Source organism: Mycobacterium sp. E183 (assembly GCF_001667735.1).
Taxonomy (GTDB): domain Bacteria; phylum Actinomycetota; class Actinomycetes; order Mycobacteriales; family Mycobacteriaceae; genus Mycobacterium.
On sequence record NZ_LZJN01000128.1, the window covers coordinates 1 to 23,617 of the forward strand.

The 23,617-nt window shown below is 67.4% G+C and carries 17 protein-coding genes; 11 read left to right on the plus strand and 6 right to left on the minus strand.

Translation table 11 applies throughout. The features are described from left to right. The 5 genes from A5691_RS12950 to A5691_RS12970 all read right to left on the minus strand — a co-directional run. On the minus strand, nt 1–1,732 hold a 1,732-nt coding region (locus A5691_RS12950), incomplete at its 3' end, for a lipid II flippase MurJ (protein WP_231968847.1). Then, complete coding sequence (locus A5691_RS12955) at nt 1,729–4,110, minus strand: hypothetical protein (RefSeq protein ID WP_068015302.1); 2,382 nt, start codon at nt 4,108–4,110, stop codon at nt 1,729–1,731. The genes A5691_RS12950 and A5691_RS12955, both read right to left, overlap by 4 nt. Beyond that, complete coding sequence (locus A5691_RS12960; RefSeq protein ID WP_067753215.1) at nt 4,107–4,841, minus strand: NUDIX hydrolase; 735 nt, start codon at nt 4,839–4,841, stop codon at nt 4,107–4,109. Before A5691_RS12960 ends, A5691_RS12955 begins: the two co-directional genes overlap by 4 nt. 88 nt (nt 4,842–4,929) lie before the next feature. Beyond that, a complete protein-coding gene (locus A5691_RS12965; protein WP_082950295.1) occupies nt 4,930–5,157 on the minus strand; it encodes a hypothetical protein in 228 nt (75 codons plus the stop codon). A gap of 56 nt (nt 5,158–5,213) precedes the next feature. Further along, complete coding sequence (locus A5691_RS12970; protein WP_067753230.1) at nt 5,214–5,456, minus strand: hypothetical protein; 243 nt, start codon at nt 5,454–5,456, stop codon at nt 5,214–5,216. A 283-nt stretch (nt 5,457–5,739) separates the two neighbouring features. Between A5691_RS12970 and A5691_RS12975 the strand changes: the two genes are divergently transcribed. The 11 genes from A5691_RS12975 to eccCa all read left to right on the plus strand — a co-directional run bounded on the left by A5691_RS12975 (nt 5,740) and on the right by eccCa (nt 20,873). After that, nucleotides 5,740–7,161, plus strand: coding sequence for a CCA tRNA nucleotidyltransferase (locus A5691_RS12975; RefSeq protein WP_156670063.1), 1,422 nt, complete (start codon nt 5,740–5,742; stop codon nt 7,159–7,161). Between the two features lie 24 nt (nt 7,162–7,185). Then, nucleotides 7,186–7,695, plus strand: coding sequence for a pullulanase (locus A5691_RS12980; protein WP_068015308.1), 510 nt, complete (start codon nt 7,186–7,188; stop codon nt 7,693–7,695). Nucleotides 7,696–7,793: 98 nt separating this feature from the next. Continuing rightward, nucleotides 7,794–8,123, plus strand: a complete 330-nt coding sequence (locus tag A5691_RS12985; protein WP_068015312.1) for a DUF2563 family protein — start codon at nt 7,794–7,796, stop codon at nt 8,121–8,123. Nucleotides 8,124–8,311: 188 nt separating this feature from the next. Beyond that, nucleotides 8,312–8,875 carry a hypothetical protein gene (locus A5691_RS27330; RefSeq protein ID WP_082950292.1) on the plus strand — a complete coding sequence of 188 codons (564 nt, stop codon included), beginning with the start codon at nt 8,312–8,314 and terminating at the stop codon, nt 8,873–8,875. Nucleotides 8,876–9,918: 1,043 nt separating this feature from the next. Further along, on the plus strand, nt 9,919–10,179 hold the full coding sequence (locus A5691_RS28625; RefSeq protein ID WP_231982301.1) for a hypothetical protein: 261 nt from the start codon (nt 9,919–9,921) through the stop codon (nt 10,177–10,179). Between the two features lie 169 nt (nt 10,180–10,348). After that, nucleotides 10,349–10,900: a hypothetical protein gene (locus A5691_RS27340; RefSeq protein ID WP_082950293.1), complete on the plus strand. Its 552-nt coding sequence runs from the start codon at nt 10,349–10,351 to the stop codon at nt 10,898–10,900. Next, the gene (locus tag A5691_RS27345; RefSeq protein WP_156675520.1) at nt 10,890–13,028 is read left to right on the plus strand and encodes a DUF5631 domain-containing protein; all 2,139 of its coding nucleotides are present in this window, start codon (nt 10,890–10,892) and stop codon (nt 13,026–13,028) included. Before A5691_RS27340 ends, A5691_RS27345 begins: the two co-directional genes overlap by 11 nt. A gap of 128 nt (nt 13,029–13,156) precedes the next feature. Further along, nucleotides 13,157–14,104, plus strand: coding sequence for a hypothetical protein (locus A5691_RS13000; protein ID WP_369830457.1), 948 nt, complete (start codon nt 13,157–13,159; stop codon nt 14,102–14,104). 245 nt (nt 14,105–14,349) lie between these two features. Continuing rightward, nucleotides 14,350–15,180 carry a transglycosylase gene (locus A5691_RS13005; RefSeq protein WP_068018278.1) on the plus strand — a complete coding sequence of 277 codons (831 nt, stop codon included), beginning with the start codon at nt 14,350–14,352 and terminating at the stop codon, nt 15,178–15,180. A gap of 2 nt (nt 15,181–15,182) precedes the next feature. After that, nucleotides 15,183–16,670 (plus strand): type VII secretion protein EccB, encoded by a 1,488-nt coding sequence (eccB, locus tag A5691_RS13010; RefSeq protein ID WP_067753178.1) that lies wholly within the window; start codon nt 15,183–15,185, stop codon nt 16,668–16,670. Between the two features lie 3 nt (nt 16,671–16,673). Then, a complete protein-coding gene (gene eccCa, locus A5691_RS13015; RefSeq protein WP_068018274.1) occupies nt 16,674–20,873 on the plus strand; it encodes a type VII secretion protein EccCa in 4,200 nt (1,399 codons plus the stop codon). Here the strand turns inward: eccCa and A5691_RS13020 are convergent. Further along, the coding region (locus tag A5691_RS13020; RefSeq protein ID WP_068266629.1) for an RND family transporter at nt 20,854–23,617 on the minus strand (2,764 nt) is incomplete at its 5' end. The genes eccCa and A5691_RS13020 overlap by 20 nt on opposite strands.

A 23,617-nucleotide genomic window follows, 5' to 3' on the forward strand; every position in this document is an offset into this window, starting at 1 on the left:
CGTCCAGCGCCGCCTGCGCCTCCGGGACACGGGCGCCAAGCATGACCGCGGCCATGATCGGCAGCATGATCGCCGCCAGGATCAGCAGCCGCAGCAGTGACCCCGCGCCGCCGCCCTGCGCGGTCAGCGCGCCGAGCCCCGACAGCCGGTCGGCCACATGGGCCACCAAACCGGCCAGCATCGAGGCGGTGATCGTGACCAGGATGGTGCGCTGCTCGCCTTTGCCGATCAACTGGCCGCCCGCAGGCAGCAGGGTGTGCCGCAACAGCAGGTAGCCGATGATCGCGCCCGCCAGAAAGCCGATGCCGTTGGCCAGCCCCAGGTAACCGGCCACCAGCTTGGGGTCATCGGTCAGGCGCGGCGCCAGCACGGATCCGACGATCTTGACGGCCGTGATGACGAGGATGATGACGATCGGCGTCCAGGGTTGCTCGCGCGCGTAGAAGACCCGCAGCTGCAGCAGCACCAGACCGTAGGGGATCAGCGTGAATGCCGACAGCGCGATCGCGGCGCCGAGGTATCCGGCGTCGACCCCGCCGAAGTGACCGTAGGCGAACAGGGCGCTGCCGATCGCCGGGCCGCCGACGGTCATCACCGCGACGATCGGGATCAGCGTGATCAACGTCAGGCGGGTGGCCAGCGACAGGTCGGCCAGCACGGCCTTGGTGTCGTCGGCGGCGGCGTTGCGGCTCAGCCGCGGCATCACCACCGTCAGCACCGTGACGCCGATCATGCCGAACGGCAGCATCAGGACCAGCCAGGTGTAGTTGTAGATCGCGGGGCCCGACGCCGCCGCCGTGCTGGCGATCTGGTTACCGACCACCAGGCCGAGCTGGCTGATCAGCACGTAGAGCACCATCGCGGCGGCCATGGTGCCGAAGCGCTTGAGCCGCTCGTCGATTCCCCAGAGGGGACGCAGGTCCACGCGTTCGCGGCGCAACGCGACCAGCAGCACCGCGGTCTGCGCGAACACCCCCAGGGTGGTGCCGATGCCGAGGACCAGCAGCTTGGTGTTGCCCATCCGCACGGGGTCGACCGACAGCTCACCGGGGACGGCCGCATACCCCGCCAAGGTCGCGAGCGCGACGACGTTGTTGACGACCGGCGCCCACGCCGTTGGGCCGAACACGTTGCGGGTGTTCAGGATCGCCATGAACACCGACGTGAGGCCGTAGGCGAGCACCTGGGGGAGCAGCAGGTAGGCGAACGCGGTCGTCAGCGGCTCGTTGACCTGCGGAGCCCGGCCCAGCATCAACCGGACCAGCAGCGGCGCGGCGAGCACCGACAAGGCCGTCGCCAACACCAGCAGCGCAGTGGTCAGCGTGACCAGGCGGCGTACGAACGCCGCGCCCCCGTCGGGGTCGCTCTGCTCGGCGCGGGCCAGCACCGGCACGAAGATGGCGGTGAAGGTCGCCTCGAGGACGAGCGCGGCGACCAGGTTGGGCAGCTGGTTGGCCACCGAGAACGCACTGGACAGCGCGGCGCCCAGGATCGCCGCCAGAAGTACGACCCGGGCGAAACCCGTGAGCCGGCTGACCAGCGTGGCGAAGGCCATCGCCCACGACCGCGACACCAGGGCGGAATCGGAGAGTTCGGGCCGTCGGCGGTCAATCCCCGCGGGGACCGGCGGCAGGGGACCCGTGGGCGGCGAGCCCGGATTGTGCGGACGCCGCGGCGGCTCTGGCAGGCGGTGGGATTGCGGTGCTGCGGCCTGCCGGTGGGCGGGCTTCATACGCGGTGCTCTTGCTCGACCCGGTCATCGGCCTCGTCGTCGAACCCCGCGGATCGGGCACCGGGCGGGTCGGGCCGGTCCAGGTCGGCGGGGTCGGGTTGGCCGCGGAAGCGGTGCCACAGGCGGCGTCCCGCCAACAGCACCAGCACGGCCGCGGCCGTCATGGTGATCGCGAACAGCACCTTGCCGTAGGCGTTGGAGTGCACCGACAGGCGCACCGGGTCGCCAAGCCGCAGGCCGTCCGGGGTCCGCAGCGACACGTCGATGGCGACCCGCTGGGTGAAGTTCACTTCGATCGGCACCCGCAGCGGCAGGTAACCGGGCGGCAGCTCGATCTGTCCGACGTCGGTGACCGTCATGCCTGGCGGGGCGTCGACCTGCAGCCGGACCCGGATCGGGACGGCCAGGCCGTTGTGCAGCGCCAGCGGCAGCGGGCTGTGCTCGGTGGCCAGGGTGTAGGAGCCGCCCGGGTTGACGATCGTGACCGCGCCGAACAGGTCATTGATGGTCTTGCCGACGACGGCCAGGCGCTGCTGGGCCATGCCGTTGCGGGTGTCGGGGGGCTGGGATTCGCTCAGCGCGCGCAGCATGTCTTCGCGCAACGGGGCGGTGTATTGGATGCCCGTCAGGCCGGTGCGTTCGTCGGTAGTCAGGGCGGACGTCAGGCCCCAGAGCCGGCCGACCTGCCCGGTGACCAGTGCGGTGACGTCGTCGCCGAAGCGGCCGCGCGCGGAGGTGTAGGCGCCCACCTGTTCGGACGGCTCGGTGCGTGCCGCGGCTTCGGCGATGACCGCAGGCAACGGCCGGGGGATCGCCAGGCCGGACCGGATGGTGGTGGTCAGCGCGGTCAGGATGACGTGCGCGTCGTCGGCCTGCAGGTTCCACGTCGCCGGCGGGACCAGGACCTGCGTACGGGGCGCGTCGTCCTGCCGCAAGGCGTGCCAGAACATGGAACCCAGGGCGTCCTGGCGGCGCGCGGTCACCGAGTCGTGCGCGAGCCGGACGGTCAGCGAGGAATCCAGATAGGTGGGCACCGCGGGCGAGCTGCCCGTCCCGGCCAGCGCCGCGCCCACCGCCGGGTCGAACGGGGCGAGCACGACTTGCGGGGACAGCCGCTGGGGCGCGGTGTCGACCGTGCTGTCCGAGGTCCCTTGTCCGTCCGGGGCGGACAGTTCGGCGGCGGCGATGGCGACGGTGCTTTCGTTGCCGCTGAGCAGGTTGACCGCGCGGTTGGTCAGCGGGCCGTCGGGCAGCAGCGTCGCCCCGCGGACGGAGGCCACGTCCAGGATGCGGTCGACAATGCTGTTGACGCCGGTGGTCGCGGTGGCGCTCAGCCCACGATCGTTGACGCGCTGCAGCGCGTCGAGGTCGGCTTGCGCATAGGGCAGTGGCGCCACGCAGGTGCGGTGCGCCAGGGCGCGGAGTCGGTTGAGCCACTCGGCGGCAGCCGCCTGTCCGGCGCCGGCGTGGGTCGGGGTGCCGGGGAGCTGCGCGGGCCCGTCGGGTGAATCGGACACCACGTAGCCGGCGGTCATCGCGTTGACGGTGACGAGCAGGTCGGGGTCGACGGCCAGACACAGGGCTCGCCCGACCGCGCCGTCGGGGTCGACATCGTGGCTGGTGGCCACCTCGGCCGCCGAAAGCAGAATGTCCAGCCGACCGCCGCTGGCCAACGAGGTAGCCAGGTCGTCGTCGACGAGGCGGACCGGGATGGTGCCGCCGGGCACGCCGGGGGCCAGCCGGGGCCGGTCGGCCAGCGGCCACAGCATGGTCAACCACACGGGTTTGGAGGTGTCGGGCGCTACGGCGGAGCCCAAGTCGCCGCCCTGATCGGGCGGCACCCCGACGACGGGCAGCAGGAACCGCGCGTTGTCCAGCCGTGCGGGGGCGCCGTAATCCGGCGTGCCGTTCACGTTGACCAGGACGGGATAGATCCCGGGCGTATCGATCCCCAGCGATTGCTTGGTCAGCGAGCGCAGCGGAGCCGACAGGGTGAAGCCGACTTGTTGTCCGCGCTGCAGTTCGGGAGCGACCGTGAGGAAGTCGGCGGCCGGTTGGTACTGGTCCGTGTCGCCGTCCAGGGTGGTCCGTAAGCCCGCGGACGCGGTGACGGCACCCGCGTGTTCGAGCCGGACCATCACATCCCGGACGGGGCGGTCGCCGATGTTCGTCACCATGCCGGTGACGGTGACGACGGGCTGACTCGACGTGGTGACCACGTCCGGCGTGACTTGGTCGATGCGGACCCGGACGAACGGCGTGACGCCGGGTTCTTTGGCGGCCGCGCGCGGCATTGCGGGCCAGGTGAGCACCGCGAAGCCGGCCACGATGCCGATCACTGCCGCGAGGCGCAACAAGCAGAGTCGGGATGTGGTCACGGCCCGGGCCCGTGGCCGTTCTTCCGGCCGGTGGCCGGTTTGTCGGCGTGCCGGGTGCGCGAGTGGGTTTGCGGGCGGCGCCGCGGAGAAGTGGGTGGCAGCGGCGGCAGGGCGGCGGGCCCGTCGGTCTGGAGCTTGTCGATCAGCTCGTCGGCCACCCGGGCCAGCCGCCGTTCGTCGGCGTAGGCCAGCTTCGACGGCAGCTCGTGCACCGGAACCCAGGCCACCTCGGCCACCTCGAGGTCCTCATCTGAGAGCTCGCCGCCGGAGAAGCGCAGTAAATAGTGGTGCACCGTTTTGTGCACCCGGCGGCCGTCGGTGACGAACCAATAGTCGATCCGGCCCAGGGCGGCCAGCACGCTGCCCCGGATGCCGGTTTCCTCGGCCACCTCTCTTATCGCGGTCTGCTCGGCGGTCTCACCCATTTCGATGTGCCCCTTGGGCAGCGACCACAGCATCCGACCACGCCGATCGATGCGGCCGATCAGTGCCGCGACCAGTGAGTCGCGCGGCCCGTCGAGGCCGTCGACGACCAGTCCGCCAGCAGATGTTTCGTGCACGGTCCGCAGCCGATCCGGCCCGCGACGAGGCGAACGGGATCGGTGCGACTTCGTCGCCGTCGAGTCGGCGGGCGCTTGGCCGTTCGTCTGGTTCTCGGTCGAACTCGCAGCGCCACGGCCGCGCCGCCGCCCCCGGCGCCGACGTGGCTTGCCCTGTTCGCCGTCCGACACCCAAGCGATAGTAGCTGGCACGGCATAGTCTCCCTGGACATACTCGCCGCTAGCCGACCTGCGATGGCTCAGGACCGAATGCGTCCGGTCAGATCGGGCCGATCGCGTTGGCGATGGCGAAAGCGGGAATGAAGATCAGGAGTGAGAGCGGCCCGGAGAGGCTGCCGAGCATCATCCCGCGGCCGATCTGCCCGATTCTTCCCGGTCCCCGCGCGACGAGGGCGCCGATGCCGACGTACACCAGCGTTGCCGGCAGGACGATAACCACCAAGGGCCACATCGGCAGAACGAACAGCCAGGTGACGAGATCCACCACGAAGACGTGCAGGATGGCTACTGCGAATGTCAGTGGGCCGTATCGGTTGTCTGTCATCAGCGCAGGACCAGGTAAGCGAATATCGCGGCGCCCGCGAGCACGGCGACCGAACAGCTCATGGTGCTGACGCCAAGGCCGCGCTTCCGCTGCGATGACGACCTGAGGAGCGCGGCGCCGAAAAGCAGCGACACCAACGTCGTCAGGACAGCGGCGGTCAGCATCCATGCCCGCTCACCGGCGTACGCGCTGTGCGTGTCGAACGGCCACTTGCCCAGCAGCCACATGGCGACAAGCAACAGCGCCAGTACCAGTTGGACGACAAACGGCGCCGACCATGTCGCGGCGCGCCAGGCGCGGGCGTCCAAGAAGTCCACTCGCTGAGAACTCGACATATTGCTCATGAATCGCAGAACCGCATTGCCGCGCCGTTTTCACCCTTCCCCTTGCGCAACGGTACTGCGGCGCGCCGGCCGGTCAATTCAACGCCGATGCGCGCCGACGATGGCCGCGACCCGTGCGCGGCTCCTCACACGGGCTTTTCGGCCCGGCCTACTAGGCTGATCGAACGTGTCCGACGCCGATATGCAGCTGCTTGCCGCCGCCCAGGTCGCCCTGAACCAACATGCGGGCATGCTGCGCGAGCTCGGCTCGGCGTTCGAAGGCTCGGGTCACGAGTTGTACCTCGTCGGCGGTTCGGTGCGAGATGCGCTGCTGGGCAGGCTGAGTCCCGACTTGGACTTCACTACCGACGCCCGCCCCGAGCAGGTTCAACAGATCCTGCGGCGATGGGCCGACAACGTGTGGGACACCGGCATCGAGTTCGGCACCGTCGGCGTCGGCAAGGGCGGCCATCGCCTGGAAATCACCACATTCCGCGCGGACGCCTATGACCGGGTCTCGCGCAAGCCCGAGGTGCAATTCGGCTCGAGGCTTGACGACGATTTGGTGCGCCGCGACTTCACGGTCAACGCGATGGCCGTGCGCATCACTCCCGAGGGGCCGGGTGAATTCCTCGATCCGCTGGGCGGTTTGGCCGCCCTGCGCGACCGGGTGCTCGACACCCCGGCCGCCCCGTCGGTGTCCTTCGGCGACGACCCGCTGCGGATGCTGCGCGCGGCGCGGTTCGTCTCGCAGCTCGGCTTTGCCGTCGCCCCGCGGGTGCGCGAGGCGATCGAGGAGATGGCGCCCGAGCTGGGCCGGATCAGCGCCGAGCGGGTTGCCGCCGAGCTGGACAAGCTGTTGCTCGGCGACGACCCGGTGTCCGGCATCGACCTGTTGGTGCAGACCGGCATGGGGGAGGTGGTGCTGCCCGAGGTCGGCGGCATGCAGATGGCGATCGACGAACACCATCAGCACAAGGACGTCTACCAGCATTCGTTGACGGTGCTGCGTCAGGCGATCGCGCTGGAGGACGACGGACCAGATCTGGTGCTGCGCTGGGCCGCGCTGCTGCACGACATCGGCAAGCCCGCCACCCGGCGGCACGAGGCCAACGGCGGCGTCAGTTTCCATCACCACGAGGTAGTCGGGGCCAAGATGGCCCGAAAACGGTTGCGCGCGTTGAAGTATTCCAAGCAGATGGTCGACGACGTCTCGCAGCTGGTGTATCTGCATCTGCGGTTTCACGGCTACGGCGAGGGCAAGTGGACCGATTCCGCGGTGCGCCGCTATGTCACCGACGCCGGGCCGTTATTGCCACGGCTGCACAAGCTGGTGCGCGCCGACTGCACGACGCGCAACAAGCGCCGGGCCGCGCGGCTGCAAGCCAGCTATGACCGGCTGGAGGCGCGGATCGTCGAGCTGGCCGCGCAGGAGGATTTGGCGCGCGTGCGGCCCGACCTCGACGGCAACCAGATCATGGAGTTGCTCGGCATTCCCGCGGGCCCGCAAGTCGGTGAGGCGTGGCGCTTCTTGAAAGAGCTGCGGTTGGAGCGCGGTCCGTTGACGGTCGAGGAGGCGACCGCGGAACTGCTGAGCTGGTGGCGCTCGCAGGGGAACCCGTAGCGGTGATCGCGCGTCGGATCGTGCATGGATTACTGCATGGCAGGCGACGACGGCACCGCTTCTATTTGGCAGCACGACCTCGACCTCGACCTTGATGGCGACGGCCGGTTCGACGCTTTCGGGCTGGACTTCGACGGCGATGGGTTGCGCGACGACGCCTTCGTGGACCTCGATGGTGACGGCATCGCCGATCACGCGGTGCTCGACCTCGACAACGACGGCTCTCCCGAGGCGTACTTCACCGACGACGGATCGGGGACGTGGGGTGTCGCCACCGAACAGGGTCGGCAACTGCGGTGGTTCGGCCTCGACGGTGTCGAGCACACCGATGGCCCGCTGGTCGACTTCGACGGCCACGGCGGCGCGGATGACCGGCTGTTCGATAGCGACGGCGATGGGCTGGCGGACCGGGTGCTGTGCGCCGGCGAGGGCGGCGCGACCGAATACGTCGACACCGACGGCGACGGCAAGTGGAACGTGCGGCTGACCGACAGCGATGGGGACGGCTTGGCTGACGGCGCGACCGCGTTGTAGCGGCTCGGGGACCCAACGTGAATTGACCGCTGCCCGCGGCATATTTAGCCTGGTCAGTAGCGGCGCGGGGATCGCCGCGTGGATCGGAAGGGGTGGCAGTGTTCGTCGACACCGATCTTTTGCACTCCGGGGGCAACGAATCGCACCGCGCCGGCGGGCATGCGCAAGAGGGAGCCGACCAGCTCGCGCGAGGGCCGCTGGCGTCGGGGATGTTCGGTGACTTCGCCGCCGCCGATGCATTCCACGAGGCGGTCACGGCTGCGCATGGACAGCACGTGCAGAACTTGCAAGGCCACCAGCAGACCCTGACCGATGTTGGTTCCAAAGCCCATCACGCTGCCAAGGGGTTCACCAGCATGGACCAGCAGAATGCCGGCGATATGGATGCCGTGCGGCCGAGCGTGAGGCCGTATGCGTCGCAAGGTTGAGGAGTAAAGCTAGATCGGTGCCGCCCAGCAGATGGCGTAGTTTTCGAGAGATCCATGGTCGTAGAGATCGCGATGACGGAAGCCTCCTCTCTACTCTGAGATGTGGCGTTTTAGCAGGGCTGGTAATGCGTATGGATAATTCAAGGAGATCTGGACGCCAATTGGGGCGACGCTAGGACGGGTGCAACATGGGGGATCTGCCTCACAGCTTCCGTGGGGAGCCAACTGTGGGGCCACCCCATGCTCAATGGCAACCGGGTTATCCCCCCCAACCCATAAGACGACAACATACTTGGCCAGCAATCGTTCTGGCCTCGATTGCCGCTCTCCTTAGCGTCGGCGCGCTGGTCGTCGCGATGACACGGCCCACAAGCGACACATCTGCTGCAACCTCCGCCACGACAACGACATCCGCATACACCGCGGAGCAAACTGCCACTGCGCACCAGAAGCTGTGTGATGCCTACAAGCTGGCAGGTCGTGCCGTCCAAATCGACACAAACGGCAAAAGCCCGGAGCGCGCGGGTATATCGACCGTGAACGGGGCGGTGATGCTCGAAGAGGCGGTGAACGCGAACCCTGCGATCGCACCCGCCGATCGCAATGCCGCCCTTGCGCTGGCTGAGTCGTACAGCAATGTTGCAGCCCAATCGAGCTTGGCGACGGGAAGCGACGACCCCGCTTGGCAAGCAGCGCTTAGCGACGCCAACGCGAAGGACGCCGCTATGCAAAGAATTTGCGGCGGCACATGAGATTCCAGGCATGGCGTGTACGGCGATGGCACCAACTTGTAATGCGAGTCTGGTTTTCGGCATCTCATCAAGGATGAAGCCAGCTGAGAAACTGCCGCGGACAGCGTGATGTCGCGCTGCGGCCACCGCCCGGTCCAAATCGACACCAACGGTGACAATCCCGACTTGGCGGGCGTCGCCACGGTCAACGCGGCACTAATGCTTCAACAAGCTGTGGCGTCGGCTCCTGCGCTGTTATCAAGCGATCAATCCGCGGCCCTAACGCTTGCCGCCGCGTATACGAACGCCACCACGGTGGGAAGCCAACTGCAGCGCGACGATCCGACTTGGCGATCAACAGTTGACGATGTCAACGCGAAAGATGCTGCGATGAAGAGGGTTTGCGGGAGCTGATTCGCGCGCCGACTCAAGAACCGCTGGCTCGACTAGCTTGACTGGGCGAGGTCTCGAACGACGGTGGGGACGCCAACGCACTGGGCGCCCGCCTCGACATCAAGAGCGATTATCTCTAGACATCTTGCGGCGCAAGCAAAATCGTCCACCAGGGGGACAAGATGAGATTAACGAACCTATCAAGGCCGGGTTCTGGCCGTGCAGTTAAAGATCTCAGGGCTAGGGGCGGCGAGAGTCTACGCTTACACGGGTTCTGGCGATTACCGGCAACCTCATGCGGTTGTTGTTAAGTGGCAAAATTGACATCTAGGCGGCAGCACGAGCCCTGGCGCGGCGCGCCGATGCTGTAAGGAGGGCGTATGGCAGGGGATCTAACTCCTAACTTTGGCGGGAAGCTACCCGGGGGACAACACCTTCAGTGGCAACCGCCGCACGCGATTCAACGCACGCAACGGTCACGTGCATGGCCGGCGATCGTATTGGCCGCGGTCGCGCTCTCAGCCGCCGTAGCTGCGCTAGCCGTGGCCATCATGAGACCGACGACTCCCGCCCCGGCATCAACGGCTTCGACTGCACCTACGTATACATCGGCTGACGCTGCTGCTGCTCAAAAACAAATGTGCGACGCGTACTCGCGTGCTGCGCGGGCGGTGCAAATCGAATCCAACGGCGGCGGCGTCGCGCTCGCCCGCATAGCCACGGTGAACGGGGCAGCAATGCTCGAAACGGCAGCGGCCGCTCCCGCCCTGAAGCCGGATGACCGTACCGCCGCCTTAGCACTCGCTCGCACGTACCGCGACCTGACAGCTGTTGGCAGCGTTGTGAACGGCAGCGGCGATCCGGCATGGCAGGCGGCGATCGCCGACGTCAATGCCGCCGATGGAGCGATGAAAAAGTTGTGCGGCGGGTGACCTGCCGTCAACACGCCATCCGACGGCCCGCGAAGCCGCCCTAAGTTCTGGCAGAGCTATGAAGCGGCGATTCGCGGTGAATTGCTGTCTGGCACTCCTCTGCTTCAGTATTGAGCCAGGAGATACACCTGGCAGAGTCTCTAACTCTTAGCGACTGCGAGGAGGACCCATGGTGGGAAACGGGCCCGGGGGTACTGCTGATGGACCGACTGCCCACCCATATGGGAGAAATTGGCGACCGAGTAATTGGGCGCAGCCAGGGTCACGCTCATTCCCATGGCAGGCGATCGCCTTAGCGCTGACCGCTGCCGTAGCGGTTGGCGCTCTGATCGTTGCCCTTACACGTCCCACGGATACGCGCTCGTCGGTGACCACCGCTGCGGCGCACACCTACAGCGCAGCGGAGATTTCGGCGGCTCAGCAAGAGCTCTGCGTCACATATAGATTGGCAGCACACGCTGTGCAGGTTGACACGGCGGGCACCGACAAAGCATTGGCACGCATAGCAACAACCAACAGTGCGGTGATGCTAGATAATGCAGCGGCTAGTCCTGCGCTTGACGCCAAACACCGCGATGCCGCTCGCACATTAGCTGCTGCATACCTGACTGCAACGGCGAAGAGCAGCAACGAAGTCGCAAACGACGCTGAGTGGCAAGCCGCAGTTGACGACGTCAACGCGAAGGACGCGGTCATGAAACAGGTATGCAGTGGGGCTTGACCTTCCACCTGGTAAGTGGACCATGGCTCTGATTGGGCCATGGTGGCCAGCATCGTCGGCCGGTTTACGCGCGGGCGCTCAGCATTGGAGCCAAGCGTGCGCGGAGCAGCAGTTCTTCTCGCAGGGCCTCCGCAGTCAGTGGATGATGATTGCGGCAAGTAATCAGGGGCACACAGCGGACGACCTCATATCCAGATACCAGCAAGGCGAAAAATTTCATATGGATCTCGCCGAGAAGTACCAGGCGAAGTCGGCAGCCTTCAACTCGGGCGCTGACGCAATCGATTACCTACGAAGCAGATTGACCGACATAGCGAATGCCGGAAATCGCGAGATCGATCAAATTCTTGCATCAAAAAAGCCTCTGCCCGAGCAGGTCGTGGAGGTACAAGCCGTTCAGTTACGTTGCAACGGAGATGCCGTGAACGCGAGCATGACGGCGGGCGACAAACTCATGACGGCGACTCAAAAAATTCTCGACGCTGAAGGCATTGGTGGTGACGCAAGGACGTGGGCGCGTGAAAATGGATTCAACACCGACAATGTTCAACCGCCACGCTCTATCACTGGTGAGGATTTAAAGCCAGGTGCAGGATCTCCGTCGGGGGAACCGCGAGTCGGCGGCGCCGGACTGAATACTGGTGTACCGCAAGCCGAGCAGAACGCATCGACTCCAGCCCCCCGGGTCAATGCGGCTGGACTGCATGGCAGCCAACCGCATTCTGGTGGGGGCACGACTACTGGACCGCGAGTCGGTGGCGCTGAGTATTCGGGTATTCCAGGTGCCGGCGGCGCGCTGCCGCCTGGAGTCCACGTACCCGGCGGCGGTGGATCAATAAGTCCTGCGACGCCTACTGCACCCGCGAGCCCTGTGAGCATGTCGTCCGCCGGCTTGGGCCAAGGCGCCTCGCCCAACTTGGCGCAATCGTTTGCATCCGGAATGGCCACGGGTCAACCGGCAGGTGCGGGCGCACAAGGCTTGTCGGCGGGAGCGATAAACGCGATGGAGCCACCGCCGCAGGCCGGTCCGCCGGCGGGGACGCCGCCTGCCGCACCGACGGCACCCAGCGCCGGAGTTTTCGTCCCAACGGGCACGCCGGTTGACACGCCTCCGCCTGCCGCCCCGGCGCCGCCCACCACCGGAGGAGCTGCGCCAGTTGCGCCCGTCGTCACGGGGGGCTCATGGTCGGGATCGGCAGCGCCGGTATCTGGTGGCCCGAGCATCCCGGCTGGCTCGTTGCCCGCGTATGGCTCCGACCTGCGACCGACGGCCGCCGCGCCTCCGGCGATGCCTTCCGTCCCGACGGGGCCGGTCTCCGGCGCGCCGGTCGCCCCGTCGGCCGCATCCTCCCCGTCGGCGGGTGGGCCGCTGGTTTCGCCAGTGGAACGTGGAGCGGCCGCGACCGCCGCCGGGCACGCGGGTGCAAATTCGTCCAGCATGGTGGGCGCATCCGCGATGTCAGCCGCGACCGGTGCCACGGCAGGTGCGGTCTCGAATAGGGCGGCCGAGCAGCAGCGGTTGCAACGCCTCGTCGATGCGGTAGCGCGCCAGGAGCCGCGAATCTCGTGGGCGGCCGGTCTGCGTGATGACGGCACCACGAGTCTGCTAGTCAACGACCTCGCCGGCGGATGGATACCGCCGCATGTTCGGCTGCCGGCCCATGTGACCCTGCTCGAGCCTGCAGCACGCCGTCACGATGCCAGCGCCGTCGACTTACTCGGAGCCGTCGTGGTCGCCGCAGCCCATGAACACAACACCTACGTTGCCGAAGCGGACCCCGACGCACCCACGTTGACCGGGGACCGACCAGCCCGCTCGGCCGCGCCGCAGGTAGACGAACTCGGACCAGCCCTCGTGGAAGCTGTGCGTCGCCGCGATGGTCTTCCGCGAATTGCGCAGGCTATCGCTGCGCCGGCGGTCCGGAATACCGGCGTGCTCGACAGCGAAACTGAGCTTTTACGCAGGTGCATTGTCGAGATACAGGATTCGGTTCTCTCGGCGTATCCGGATCACGACGCGGCGGCGGTCGCAGACTGGATGCTGTTGGCGGCTATCGAGGCCCTGATAGATGGGCATCAGTATCTCGCGAACTATCACATGGCGTGGTTCGCCGTAACCAGCATCTAGGGCAGTGCGCGATTCGCGAATTGCAGAGTGAATAGCGAATGTAGGCAGCTATGCCAAACTGATTAGGTAGCCGATCGCGAGTGTGTGAGCGCACACAAAGCGGTCGTGGGTTCTGGGGAGGTGTAGGCATGACCGGAGGCGATGGCACCGTCAAGAGCTCCCCGTGGATCCTGGGCGGGTTGTCCGGTGCGCCCGAAGCGCCGACGCCAATGCCCTTCCCGGTGTCCGCAGGTGGAACCAGCCCGACCGACGGGTGGCGAGGAGTTCTCGAAACCGCCGCCAACGGCGGCGTACCAAAAGACGCCGCCGACGCGGCAGCCGCGGACGCGGACCGCCGTGCACGCGCCGCCGACGCCGCCGCGAAATTCCCCGCCAACGAAGCTGAATCCCAGCAGCAGATGCAAAACGTGGGCCAGCAAGCCCCGCAGATGATGCAACAGATGCTGCAAAGCATCACGGGAGCACTCGGTGGCGCGGTCGGCGGCATCATGGGCCCGTTGACGCAGCTGCCGCAACAGGCGATGCAGGCCGGCCAGAGTGCGCTCCAGCCGCTGATGAGCGCGGTTCAGGGCGGCGCTCACGGTGCCGGCCTCGCCGACGAGTCACATCTGGTTGACAGCGTCGGCCCAGGCGCCGGAGCCGGCGGCGGCGCGGGGTTGGGCGGTGGGGGCGCGGGTCTCGGTGGCGGTGGGGGCACAACCCCGGCCAGCTCGCTGGGTCCGCCTCCCGTGCCGAGTTCCTCCCCGCCGACGACTCCGGCCGGGGCCGCGAAGGCCGTCCCCACGCCACCGGTCAGTGCCGCGCCGACGATGTCCGGGCAGACCGGCATGGGTGGCATGGGGATGATGCCCCCCGGCGCGATGGGCGGGCACGGCGAAGGCGGCAACAAAGACAAGCCGCCCGAGAAGCGCATCTCGGCCCCGGGCGTCCCTAACGGCCAGCCGGTCAAGGGTCGCCTGACGATGCCACCCAGCGCTCCCGGTCCCAAGCCGGGCGAGGAAAAACCCACCGTCGTCACCAACCGGCCCAATCGGCGAATCGTGATCATGCCCGCCGAGGACGAGCCGAAGGAATAGCCCGCGGCTGCAGCGCCATTCCCACTCCGCCCGGAGGTGAGTGGTTGGGGCATGCGTCCGCCAGTAGTGTCGCTACGTAATCAAGCGAGTTCGGGTCACTCGTTATTGACAGCGGAACCGCGGATTCGTGCATGCTATTGACACGGGTTTTCCGCGGCCAGAGGGTGTGGGAGTAGCTCGGGTGTCCAGGACGGATGGACGCAAAGGGGACCAGGGTGGGGCAGTCGTTGACTGATCCGCTGACGATGCAGGCGGTGACGGCGTTGGCTCGTGGCCACGGCTTGTTCGCGCGCGAACTCGTCGCCGCTCCGGTCGCCGGCGCATACGAACAAGTCGAATTCAGGACCGACGGTCTTCCCACCGCCGCGGCGAAACGGTCGGCAAGCGCAATGGATGAATTGCGCCGATCCGCCGGCACCGACCGCATGCTCGCGCGAATCCTCGCGACGGCGCGTGCCGGCCACGGTGACGCACGAACGGCGACGCGGCGAGTCCTGGACGACGCGATGGCCGACACGACGTCACCCGCAGATACCCCGCTGGCCCGCCGCGAGGCGATGGCCCGCATGGCGGCCAGGCTGCGCACCCAGCACCGGCACATCCTGAACACCCGCCGACGGGCTCGGCTGCTGGCCCTTCGAATAAGGCGGCTGCGCTACCGACAAAGGCGGACAACAATGCGAGGCGAGCAGGGCGGCGGACGACCGGCGGTGGTCGCGGCGATCCGCAAAGCCTTGGATATCAAGGGCATCCACGACCCTGCGGCGCGCGCCCGCTGGGAGCGCGGCATGGATCTGGTGGCACGCCGCGAGTCCAACTACAACGCCGGCGCGGTCAACGACTGGGACTCCAACGCCGCGCGGGGCACGCCGAGCAAGGGCGCCTGGCAGTTCATCGGGCCAACCTTCGCGGCCTATCACGAGCCGGGAACGTCCCGCGACATCCACAATCTCGTGGCGCAGGCGTGCGCGTTCATCAACTATGCGATGGGCCGCTACGGCGTCTCCGCCGACGCGTCGAACCTGGCCGATCGGATTCAGCAGGCCGATCCTCGCCGAGCACCCAAGGGGTACTGAGCATGCCGCTGAGCTTGTCGAACCGCGACCAGAATTCCGGTCATCTGTTCTACAACCGACGATTGCGGGCGGCGACCACCCGGTTCTCGGTGCGCATGAAGCACGACGACCGGAAGCAGACCGCCGCGTTGATGTTGTCGATCCTGTTGGTGGCCATCGCCTCCGGGTGGATGCTCCTCCTGAACGTCCTGAAACCTACTGGCGCCGTGGGTCAATCGGCGATCATCGGCGACCGCGACTCCGGCGCCGTCTACGCCCGCATCGACGGCCGGCTCTACCCGGCCCTGAACCTGACATCCGCACGGCTGGCCACCGGCACGGCGAACCCACCGACGTGGGTCAAGCGCAGCGAGATCGCGAAGTATCCGACGGGCCCGCTGATCGGTATCCCCGGCGCCCCGGCGGCGATGCCGGTGAACCGCGGGGCGATTTCGGCGTGGGCCGTGTGCGACACGGCCGGCCGCCCGCGCAGCGGGGAGAAGCCGGTCGTCACGTCCATCGCGGGCCCGCTCAACGGGGGCGACCGCGCGGCGCCGATGGCCGAGGATGCCGGTGTGCTCGCGACGTTCGAGGGCAATACGTACGTGATCTGGGGCGGAAAACGCTCACAGGTCGATCCGGCCAGCAGGGCGATCACCCTAAGCTTGGGGCTGGACCCTGGAGTGACGTCACCGGTGGAGATTTCGCGCGCCCTGTACGACGGGCTGCCCGCGACCGAGCCACTGCGGGTCCCCGACGTCCCCCAGGGGGGCACGCCGTCGACCTGGGTTTCGGGATCACAGGTGGGCGCGGTGTTGCAGGCCCAAACCGCCGGCGGGGGCAAGCAGTTCTATGTGCTGTTGCCCGACGGGGTGCAGAAGATCACGAGCTTCGTCGCCGATCTGCTCCGCAGCGCCAACTCCTACGGGGCCACGGCACCCCGGGTGGTGACCCCCGACGTGCTGGTCAACATCCCGCAGGTGAATTCCCTGCCCGTCGACTACTACCCGACCAAGCGCCTGAATTTCGTTGACACTGAGGCTAATCCGACCACGTGCGTCGGTTGGGAGAAGGGCTCGACGGATCCGCAGGCCCGCGTCGTGATCTACAACGGGCGGGGGCTTCCGGTGTACTCCTACCTGGACGACCGGATCGTGCACCTGGTGCGCGACGACCGCGACCCGGCATCCGTGGTCGCCAACCAGGTCCTGGTGCTGCCGGGAGCGGCGAACTTCGTCACCTCGACGAGCGGGGTGATCACGTCGGATTCCCGGGAATCGATGTTCTGGGTGTCCGACAACGGCGTGCGGTTCGGCATCGCCGCCAACGACGACACGATGCGTGCGCTCGGGCTCGATCCGGCCTCGGCGGTGCAGGCGCCGTGGCCGTTGCTGCGCACTTTTGCTGCGGGCCCGGAATTGTCGCGGGAGGCCGCGCTCGTGGCGCGCGACACCGTGCCGGCGCTCGGCAAGGCCGCTGTCGTGACGACGTCGGCGAAGGTGGGAGGTTAGGGGATGTCCAAGAAAGCGTTTCCCATCAACCGGGTCAAGATCGAACCGCCCAAACCCGTTCGGGTAGCACCGAATGCGCCGATCGCCCTGCCGGAGCGCGAGCCGCGCAACATCTGGGTGATGATCGGGGTGCCGGCCCTGATCGTCGCGCTCATCGGCACCATCGTCATGCTCTACGTCTCCGGGGTGCGAAGCCTGTCCACCGGGTTCTTCCCGTTGATGGGCATCGGCGCGTTCAGCATGCTGGCGTTCTCCGGGCGGTTCGGGCGCGCGCGCAAGATCACTTGGGGCGAAATGGAAAAGGGCCGCCGCCGCTACCTGCGCGACCTCGACAGCAACCGCGACGAGATCCAAAGCGCGGTCTGCGCGCAGCGCGAATGGCAGAACGCGGTGCACTCGGATCCTCGCGGGCTCGGAGCGATCATTGGCGGCCCGCGGATGTGGGAACGCGGTCGTGGTGACACGGACTTCCTGGAGGTGCGGCTCGGCACCGGTGTGCAGCACGCACCCGACTCGGTGCTGTCGGTCACCTGGCCCGACATCGCCTCCGATGAGGAACTCGAACCCGTCACCGGACAGGCGCTGCGCGATTTCATCCTGGAACAGCGCAAGATTCGCGACATCGCCAAGGTGGTCAACCTGCGGTCGGCGCCGGGCTTCAGCTTCGTGGGCGAAGACCTCGACCGAATGCGCTCGCTGCTGCGGTCCGTGCTGTGCTCGCTGGCCGTGTTCCACAACCCGCGCGACCTGAAATTGATGGTCGTCACCCGTAATCCGGAAGTGTGGTCGTGGATGGTGTGGCTGCCGCACAACCTGCACGACGAGCTGTTCGACGCATGCGGCTTTCGGCGCCTGGTGTTCGCCACCCCTGAAGAGCTGGAGGAAACCCTCGGCGCAGAGCTGCACATGAAAGGTAAGCGCGGCGCGTGGACGCCGATGGCGGCGGCCAGTCCGACCGCGATGGGATCGGCCCTCGAAACCGGCTCCACCACAGTGGATCTGGGTCCGCACCTGGTGATCGTCGACGACAACACCGGCAGCCCCGACGCGTGGGAGAGCGTGGTCGGTCAGGTCGGCAAGGCGGGCATCACCCTGCTGCGCATCGCATCACGGGTGGGCACCGGGGTGGGATTCGCCCAGGACCAGGTCTTCGAGATGACCGAGCGGCACGGCCCAACCGCCAACGGCGAAGTCAGATTCGGCCGCAACGGATTCGACGCCGACGGCGAAGACGGACGCCCGGCGCCCCTGCTGCGGGTGCGCGACAAATTCTTCGCCCACGCCGACCAGCTGTCGATTCACCGCGCCTACCGGTATGCGCGGGCGATGGCGCGGTGGTCACCGACGAGCCGTAGCGAGATCGCCGATTCGGCCGGCGGCGCCGCGGAGTTGCTGCGCGGGCTGGGCATCATCGACCCCCGCGAGCTGGACGTCGACCGGTTGTGGGCCGAGCGGCGCGGCCGCGGCGACGAGCGGTGGTGCGAAATCCCGGTCGGCGCCAAGCCCACCGGCGAGCTGCAGAACATCATCATTCGCGCGAAGGACTTCGGCGGCTTCGGTTTTCACTCCGTGGTCATCGGCACCAGTGGCTCGGGCAAGTCGGAGTTCTTCCTCTCGCTGGTGTACGGCATCGCGCTGACGCACTCCCCGGAGACGTTCAACGTCATCTTCGTCGACATGAAGTTCGAATCGGCGGCCCAGGACATCCTGGGCATCCCGCATGTGGTCGCCGCCCTGTCGAATCTCGGTAAGGACGAGCGGCATCTGGCCGAGCGGATGCGCCGCGTCATCGACGGCGAGATCAAGCAGCGCTATGAGTTGTTCACCTCGGTGGGTGCCCGCGACGCCAACGACTACGAGGAGATCCGGCTCGCCGGTCGCGATCTCCCCCCGGTGCCCGTCCTGCTCGTCATCGTCGACGAATACCTGGAACTCTTCGCCAACCACGAGAAGTGGATCAACCTGATCATCCACATCGGGCAGGAGGGCCGCGGCGCCAACGTGTTCTTCATGTTGGGCGGGCAGCGCCTGGACCTGTCGTCGCTGCAGAAAGTCAAGTCCAATATCGCGTTCCGTATCGCGCTGCGCGCGGAGTCCGGCGACGACAGCCGCGAGGTGATCGGGTCGGACGCCGCCTACCACCTGCCGTCGAAGGAAAACGGCTTCGCGCTACTGAAGGTGGGGCCGCGAGACCTGGAACCGTTCCGGTGCTTCTACCTCTCGGCGCCCTTCGTGGTGCCGAAGGCCAAGGAGGTGTCGACCACGGTCGACATGACGTTGACCAAGCCCCGGCTCTACAACTGGCTGTATCAGCCGCTTGAGGAATCGGACGCAGCGGCGCTCCAAGCGGCCGCCGCCGTCGACGCCGAACCCGACGAATTCCTCTACCACGACGACGGTTTCAAGAGAAAGAAGATCGTCGACGTGCTGCGGGAGTCGCTGCATCAGGTCCCACACCGGTCACCGCGGCGGCCGTGGCTGGAGCCGCTGGAGGACCCCGAGCCCATCGATACCCTGGTGGCCGCCTACCGGGGCAAGCCGTGGCATGTCGACTACGGCGAGAACCCGGGGCTGATGTTCCCGGTGGGCGTGATGGACATCCCGGAAGAGTCCAAGCAGGTGGTCCACGCCGTCGATGCGCTGCGCAGCAACGTCATTGTGGTGGGGGCCAAGCAGCGCGGTAAGACGACCACCCTGATGACGCTGATGTCCTCGGCGGCAACGATGTACACCCCGGCGCGCGTCACGTTCTTCTGCATCGGCGGTGCGACCCTGGCGCAGGTGGCCTCGCTCCCGCACGTCACCGACATCGTGTCACCGAAGGACGCCGAGGGCATCGAGCGGATCTTGAGCAGCATGGACGCCCTGATCGACGCGCGCGAGGACTCGTTCCGGCGGCTGAGGATCGACCTCGACGGCTTCAGGGAGCGCCGGTTCGGGCCGGGGAGCGACGGCCTGGGCGGCACCGACCCCAACGACCCGTTCGGCGACGTCTTCGTGGTGGTCGATGACTATGACGACGTCTACTCGAAAGACACCATCCTGGGCGATCGGATCATCTCGCTGAGCAGCCGCGGTCCCGAGTACGGCGTGCACGTGATGTGCAGCGCCGGCGGCTGGATCCACGGCCAGCGGCAGAGCCTGTTGCAAAACGCCACGGCGCGAATCCAATTGCGGCTGGCCGACCCGAGCGAGAGCCAGATGGGGCATTCGTCCCTCGAGTCGCGGGACGCCGCGCGGCGGACGCTGAATCGTCCGGGCTTCGGACTGACCGACAGCCTGCACGAGTTGCGCGTCGGGGTACCGGCGCTCTCCGACCCCGCGACCGGCGCGCTGGTGAGCATCGTCGACGTCGGCGCGCGGATCGCCGATGTGGCGGGCGTGACGAAACACGCGACGCTGCAGCGGCTTCCGCAGCGGGTGGAGTTGCGGGCGATTCTCGAGTACGCCGCCGCGCATCCGAGCGGTGACGACCTGTCCATCGCTTTCGCGATCGGCGAGCGCCATGAACTGGGCCCAGTTCCGCTCAAGCTGCGGGAGAGCCCAGGGCTGATGATCCTGGGCCGGCAGGGCTGCGGGAAGACGCTGTCGCTGGTTTCCATCGGCGAGGCGGTCATGAGCCGGTTCAGCCCGGAGGAGGCGCAGCTGACGCTGATCGATCCGAAGACGGCACCGCACGGTCTGCGGGATTTGAGCGGACCGGGGTATGTGCGGGCGTATGCCTATGACCAAGACGAGATCGATGAGGTGATCACGGCGCTCGCACAACAGGTCCTGCTGCCCCGGCTGCCCCCCAAGGGACTGAGCCAGGAAGAGCTGCGTGCGCTCAAGCCCTGGGAGGGGCCACGGCATTTCGTGCTGATCGACGATGTCCAAGACCTGCGTCCCGATCAGAGTTACCCGCCCAAACCGCCGGTGGGGGCGGCGCTGTGGAAGCTGATGGAACGTGCCCGGCAGATCGGGCTGCACGTGTTCACCACCCGCAACAGCGCGAACTGGGCGACGCTGCAGATGGATCCGTGGATGAGGTTCCAGAACTCGGCAAAGGTCGCGCAGCTCTACATGGACAACGACCCGCAGAACCGGATCAACCGGATGGTCCGGGCCCAAGCGCTGCCGCCGGGGCGCGGTCTGATGGTGGGCGCCGACGGCGACGTCGAAGGTGTGCTGGTCGGGATGCCGGCTACCGCGCTGCAGCAGTAGCGGCCGTAAGCGGCCGCCGCAACGGCGTTTTCACCCCAACGCCGACCCGGCGAGGTAGCCCGCGCGGCCACCAGAACCAACGGCCCAGCAGCGCAACGATGGACGGCACGACGAACGCGCGCACGACCAGGGTGTCCAGCAACAGCCCGACCGCGATGGTGCTGCCGATTTGAGCGATGCTGAGCACGCTGCTGCTGAGCAATGCCAGCATCGTCAGCCCGAAGACGATGCCGGCCACGGTGACCACCCCGCCCGTGCCACCGAATGCGCGGATGATGCCGGTCTTGAGGCCCGCAGACGCTTCGTGTTTGATGCGCAGCGCCAGGAGGAGGTTGTAGTCCGCGCCGACGGCGATCAGCGCGATGAACGCGATCGGGGCGACGGCCCAGTGCAGATCGTGGTGGAGCAGGTGTTGCCAGATCAGCACGCTGGCCCCGACCGCCGACGCGTACGAGGTGACGACCGTCCCGACGACGACCAATCCCGCGACTGGGCTGCGCAGCATCGCCGTGACGATCAAGAAGATGAGGACCAGCGCGGCGCCGACTAGCAGCTTGGTGTCGGCTGCGACGAAGCGCTGCAGGTCGGCAGTCACCGGGCCGACGCCGGCAAGGTCGACCTCCACCGGCGTCAGGGTGCCTTCCTTGGTGGCCTCTTTGATGGCGGCGCGGACCAGGTCCGCCCGCTCGGCGCCGTCACCGCCCCACTCCGAGCCTTCGCCATAGACGAGTAGGTAAGCCGCGCAGCCGTTTTCGGAGAGCAGGTGGCTCAACGCGGCGGTGTAGCGCGGATCCGTCAACGCCCGTTGCGGCAGGTAGAAGTCCGCCGCCGCACTGCCCTGAAACTGGGTCGCGATCTCGTCCAGGTAGTCGGTCAACTGTCGCATTTGCGGTCCGAGGGTGTCCGACAGGCTCAGCAGGTCATGGGTAGCCGAACGTGCCTGCGCCAAAGCGGCTTTCATCGACGCGACGCTCTGGGGCAGGCTGGCCATCGCAGCGGCGGCCGTGTTGGAGCCGCTGGTCAACTTCGCGGTGCCCGCGTCCAGGCGTGCCGAGGTCTGCACCAGGCTGTCGACCGGCTGAAGCACTCGATCGACCGTCGAGCAGATGGGATTGCCCGCACAGTCGGGGGTCCGCCCGACGAAGTCCCGCAACGGGTCGAGATAGCCGGACACGGTCGTGACGTTGCGCTGCAGCCCGTCCATACCGGCGCGCATGTCTTCGGCGGCACCGGACATGTCGGCCAATCCCGCACTGCCACCGCGTAGTCCATTTCCGAGGCCGTCGATGGCAAGCTGCGTCCGCGCCAGCGCGCCGTCCAGTTCGGAGACCCGCTTCAGGCGTTGGGCCAGCGAGTCGACGGTGTCCCCGAACTGACGCCCGAGCACGCCCGCCTGATAGGTCAACGTTGCCTGTTCGGGAACCTTGCCGTCGGGCCGGCTGGCGGATTGCACCGCGCGCACGCCCGGTACGGCCATGATGTGGCGCGTGATTCGCTCGATGGCTATCAGGCCGGCCGGGTTGCGCAGGTCGTGGTCGGCCTGGATCGCGATGACATCGGGCAACAGCGCATTGGCGGCGAAATGTCGGTCGGCACTGACGTAGCCGCGGTTGGAGTCGGTCGACGACGGCGTGGCGGCGGGTTCGTTGAAGCCGACCCGGAATCCGCCCAGCGGTAGGGCAATCAAGAGGGTTAACCCGCCCGCGGTGGCCAGGATCGGCCCCGGCCAGCGCGCGACCGCCGTGCCGACGCGCCGCCAGCGTCGCGCCGTCCTTGACGGGCGAGGTTCGAGGTAGCCCCGCCGGATGGCGAGGCTCATGAGTGCGGGCGTCAGCGTCAGCGCCGCGACCATAGTCACCACAATGCCGATGGCGCAGGGCAATCCGGCGCTCCGGAACGACCCGACATTGGCGAACACCAGGCACGCCAGCGCCACCGACACGGTCAGCGCCGACCCGATCACGACGGGGGCGATGGAACGGTAGGCCTGCGTCAACGCCTCGGTCGGTGCGACGCCGCCGCGGCGCGCCTCGTGGTAGCGGCCAACCAGAAAGATGGCGTAGTCGGTGCCCGCACCCAGCGTCATGGCCGCCATGAGCGCAACCGAAAACAACGATACTTCAACCACATTGGACTGGCCCAGGGCGGCGACGACGGCGCGGGCCAAGGCCAGGGCGAGCCCGACGGAGATCAGCGGAATTCCGGCCGCGATCGGGGATCGGTACACCATCAACAGCAAGAGCAGGATGAGACCGATGGTGGCGGCGGTGATTCCGAGCATCTGTCGATCGATCGCGGAGAATTCGTCGACGATGGTGGCGCCTGGTCCGGTGACATGGGCTTCGAGGCCGGCCGGCGGCGCGAGCTTCTGGATGGTGGCGCGGACAGCGTTCACCGAATCGCGCGCCTGCGCCGTGCCCAGCATTCCGGCCAGCCGGACCATGACGCTGACGGCTCGCCCGTCGGAGCTCTGCGCACCGGCGGCCGTCGCGGGCTGTGACCACAGGTCCGTCACCGCATAGACGTGCCGCCGCTCGGAGCCCAGCGCCGCGGCCAGCGCCTCATAGAACTGCCGGTCGCGTGGGGTCAGCCGTTGATTGCGTTCCAGCACAACGTAAACGAAGTTGTTGCTCGGCGTCTGGTCGAACAGCTGAGCGGCACGCGAGGCCGCGACGGCACTCGGCGCGTTGGTGGGCATGAAGGATCGGGCATGTGAGTCGACCACCCGCTCGAGTTGGGGAACG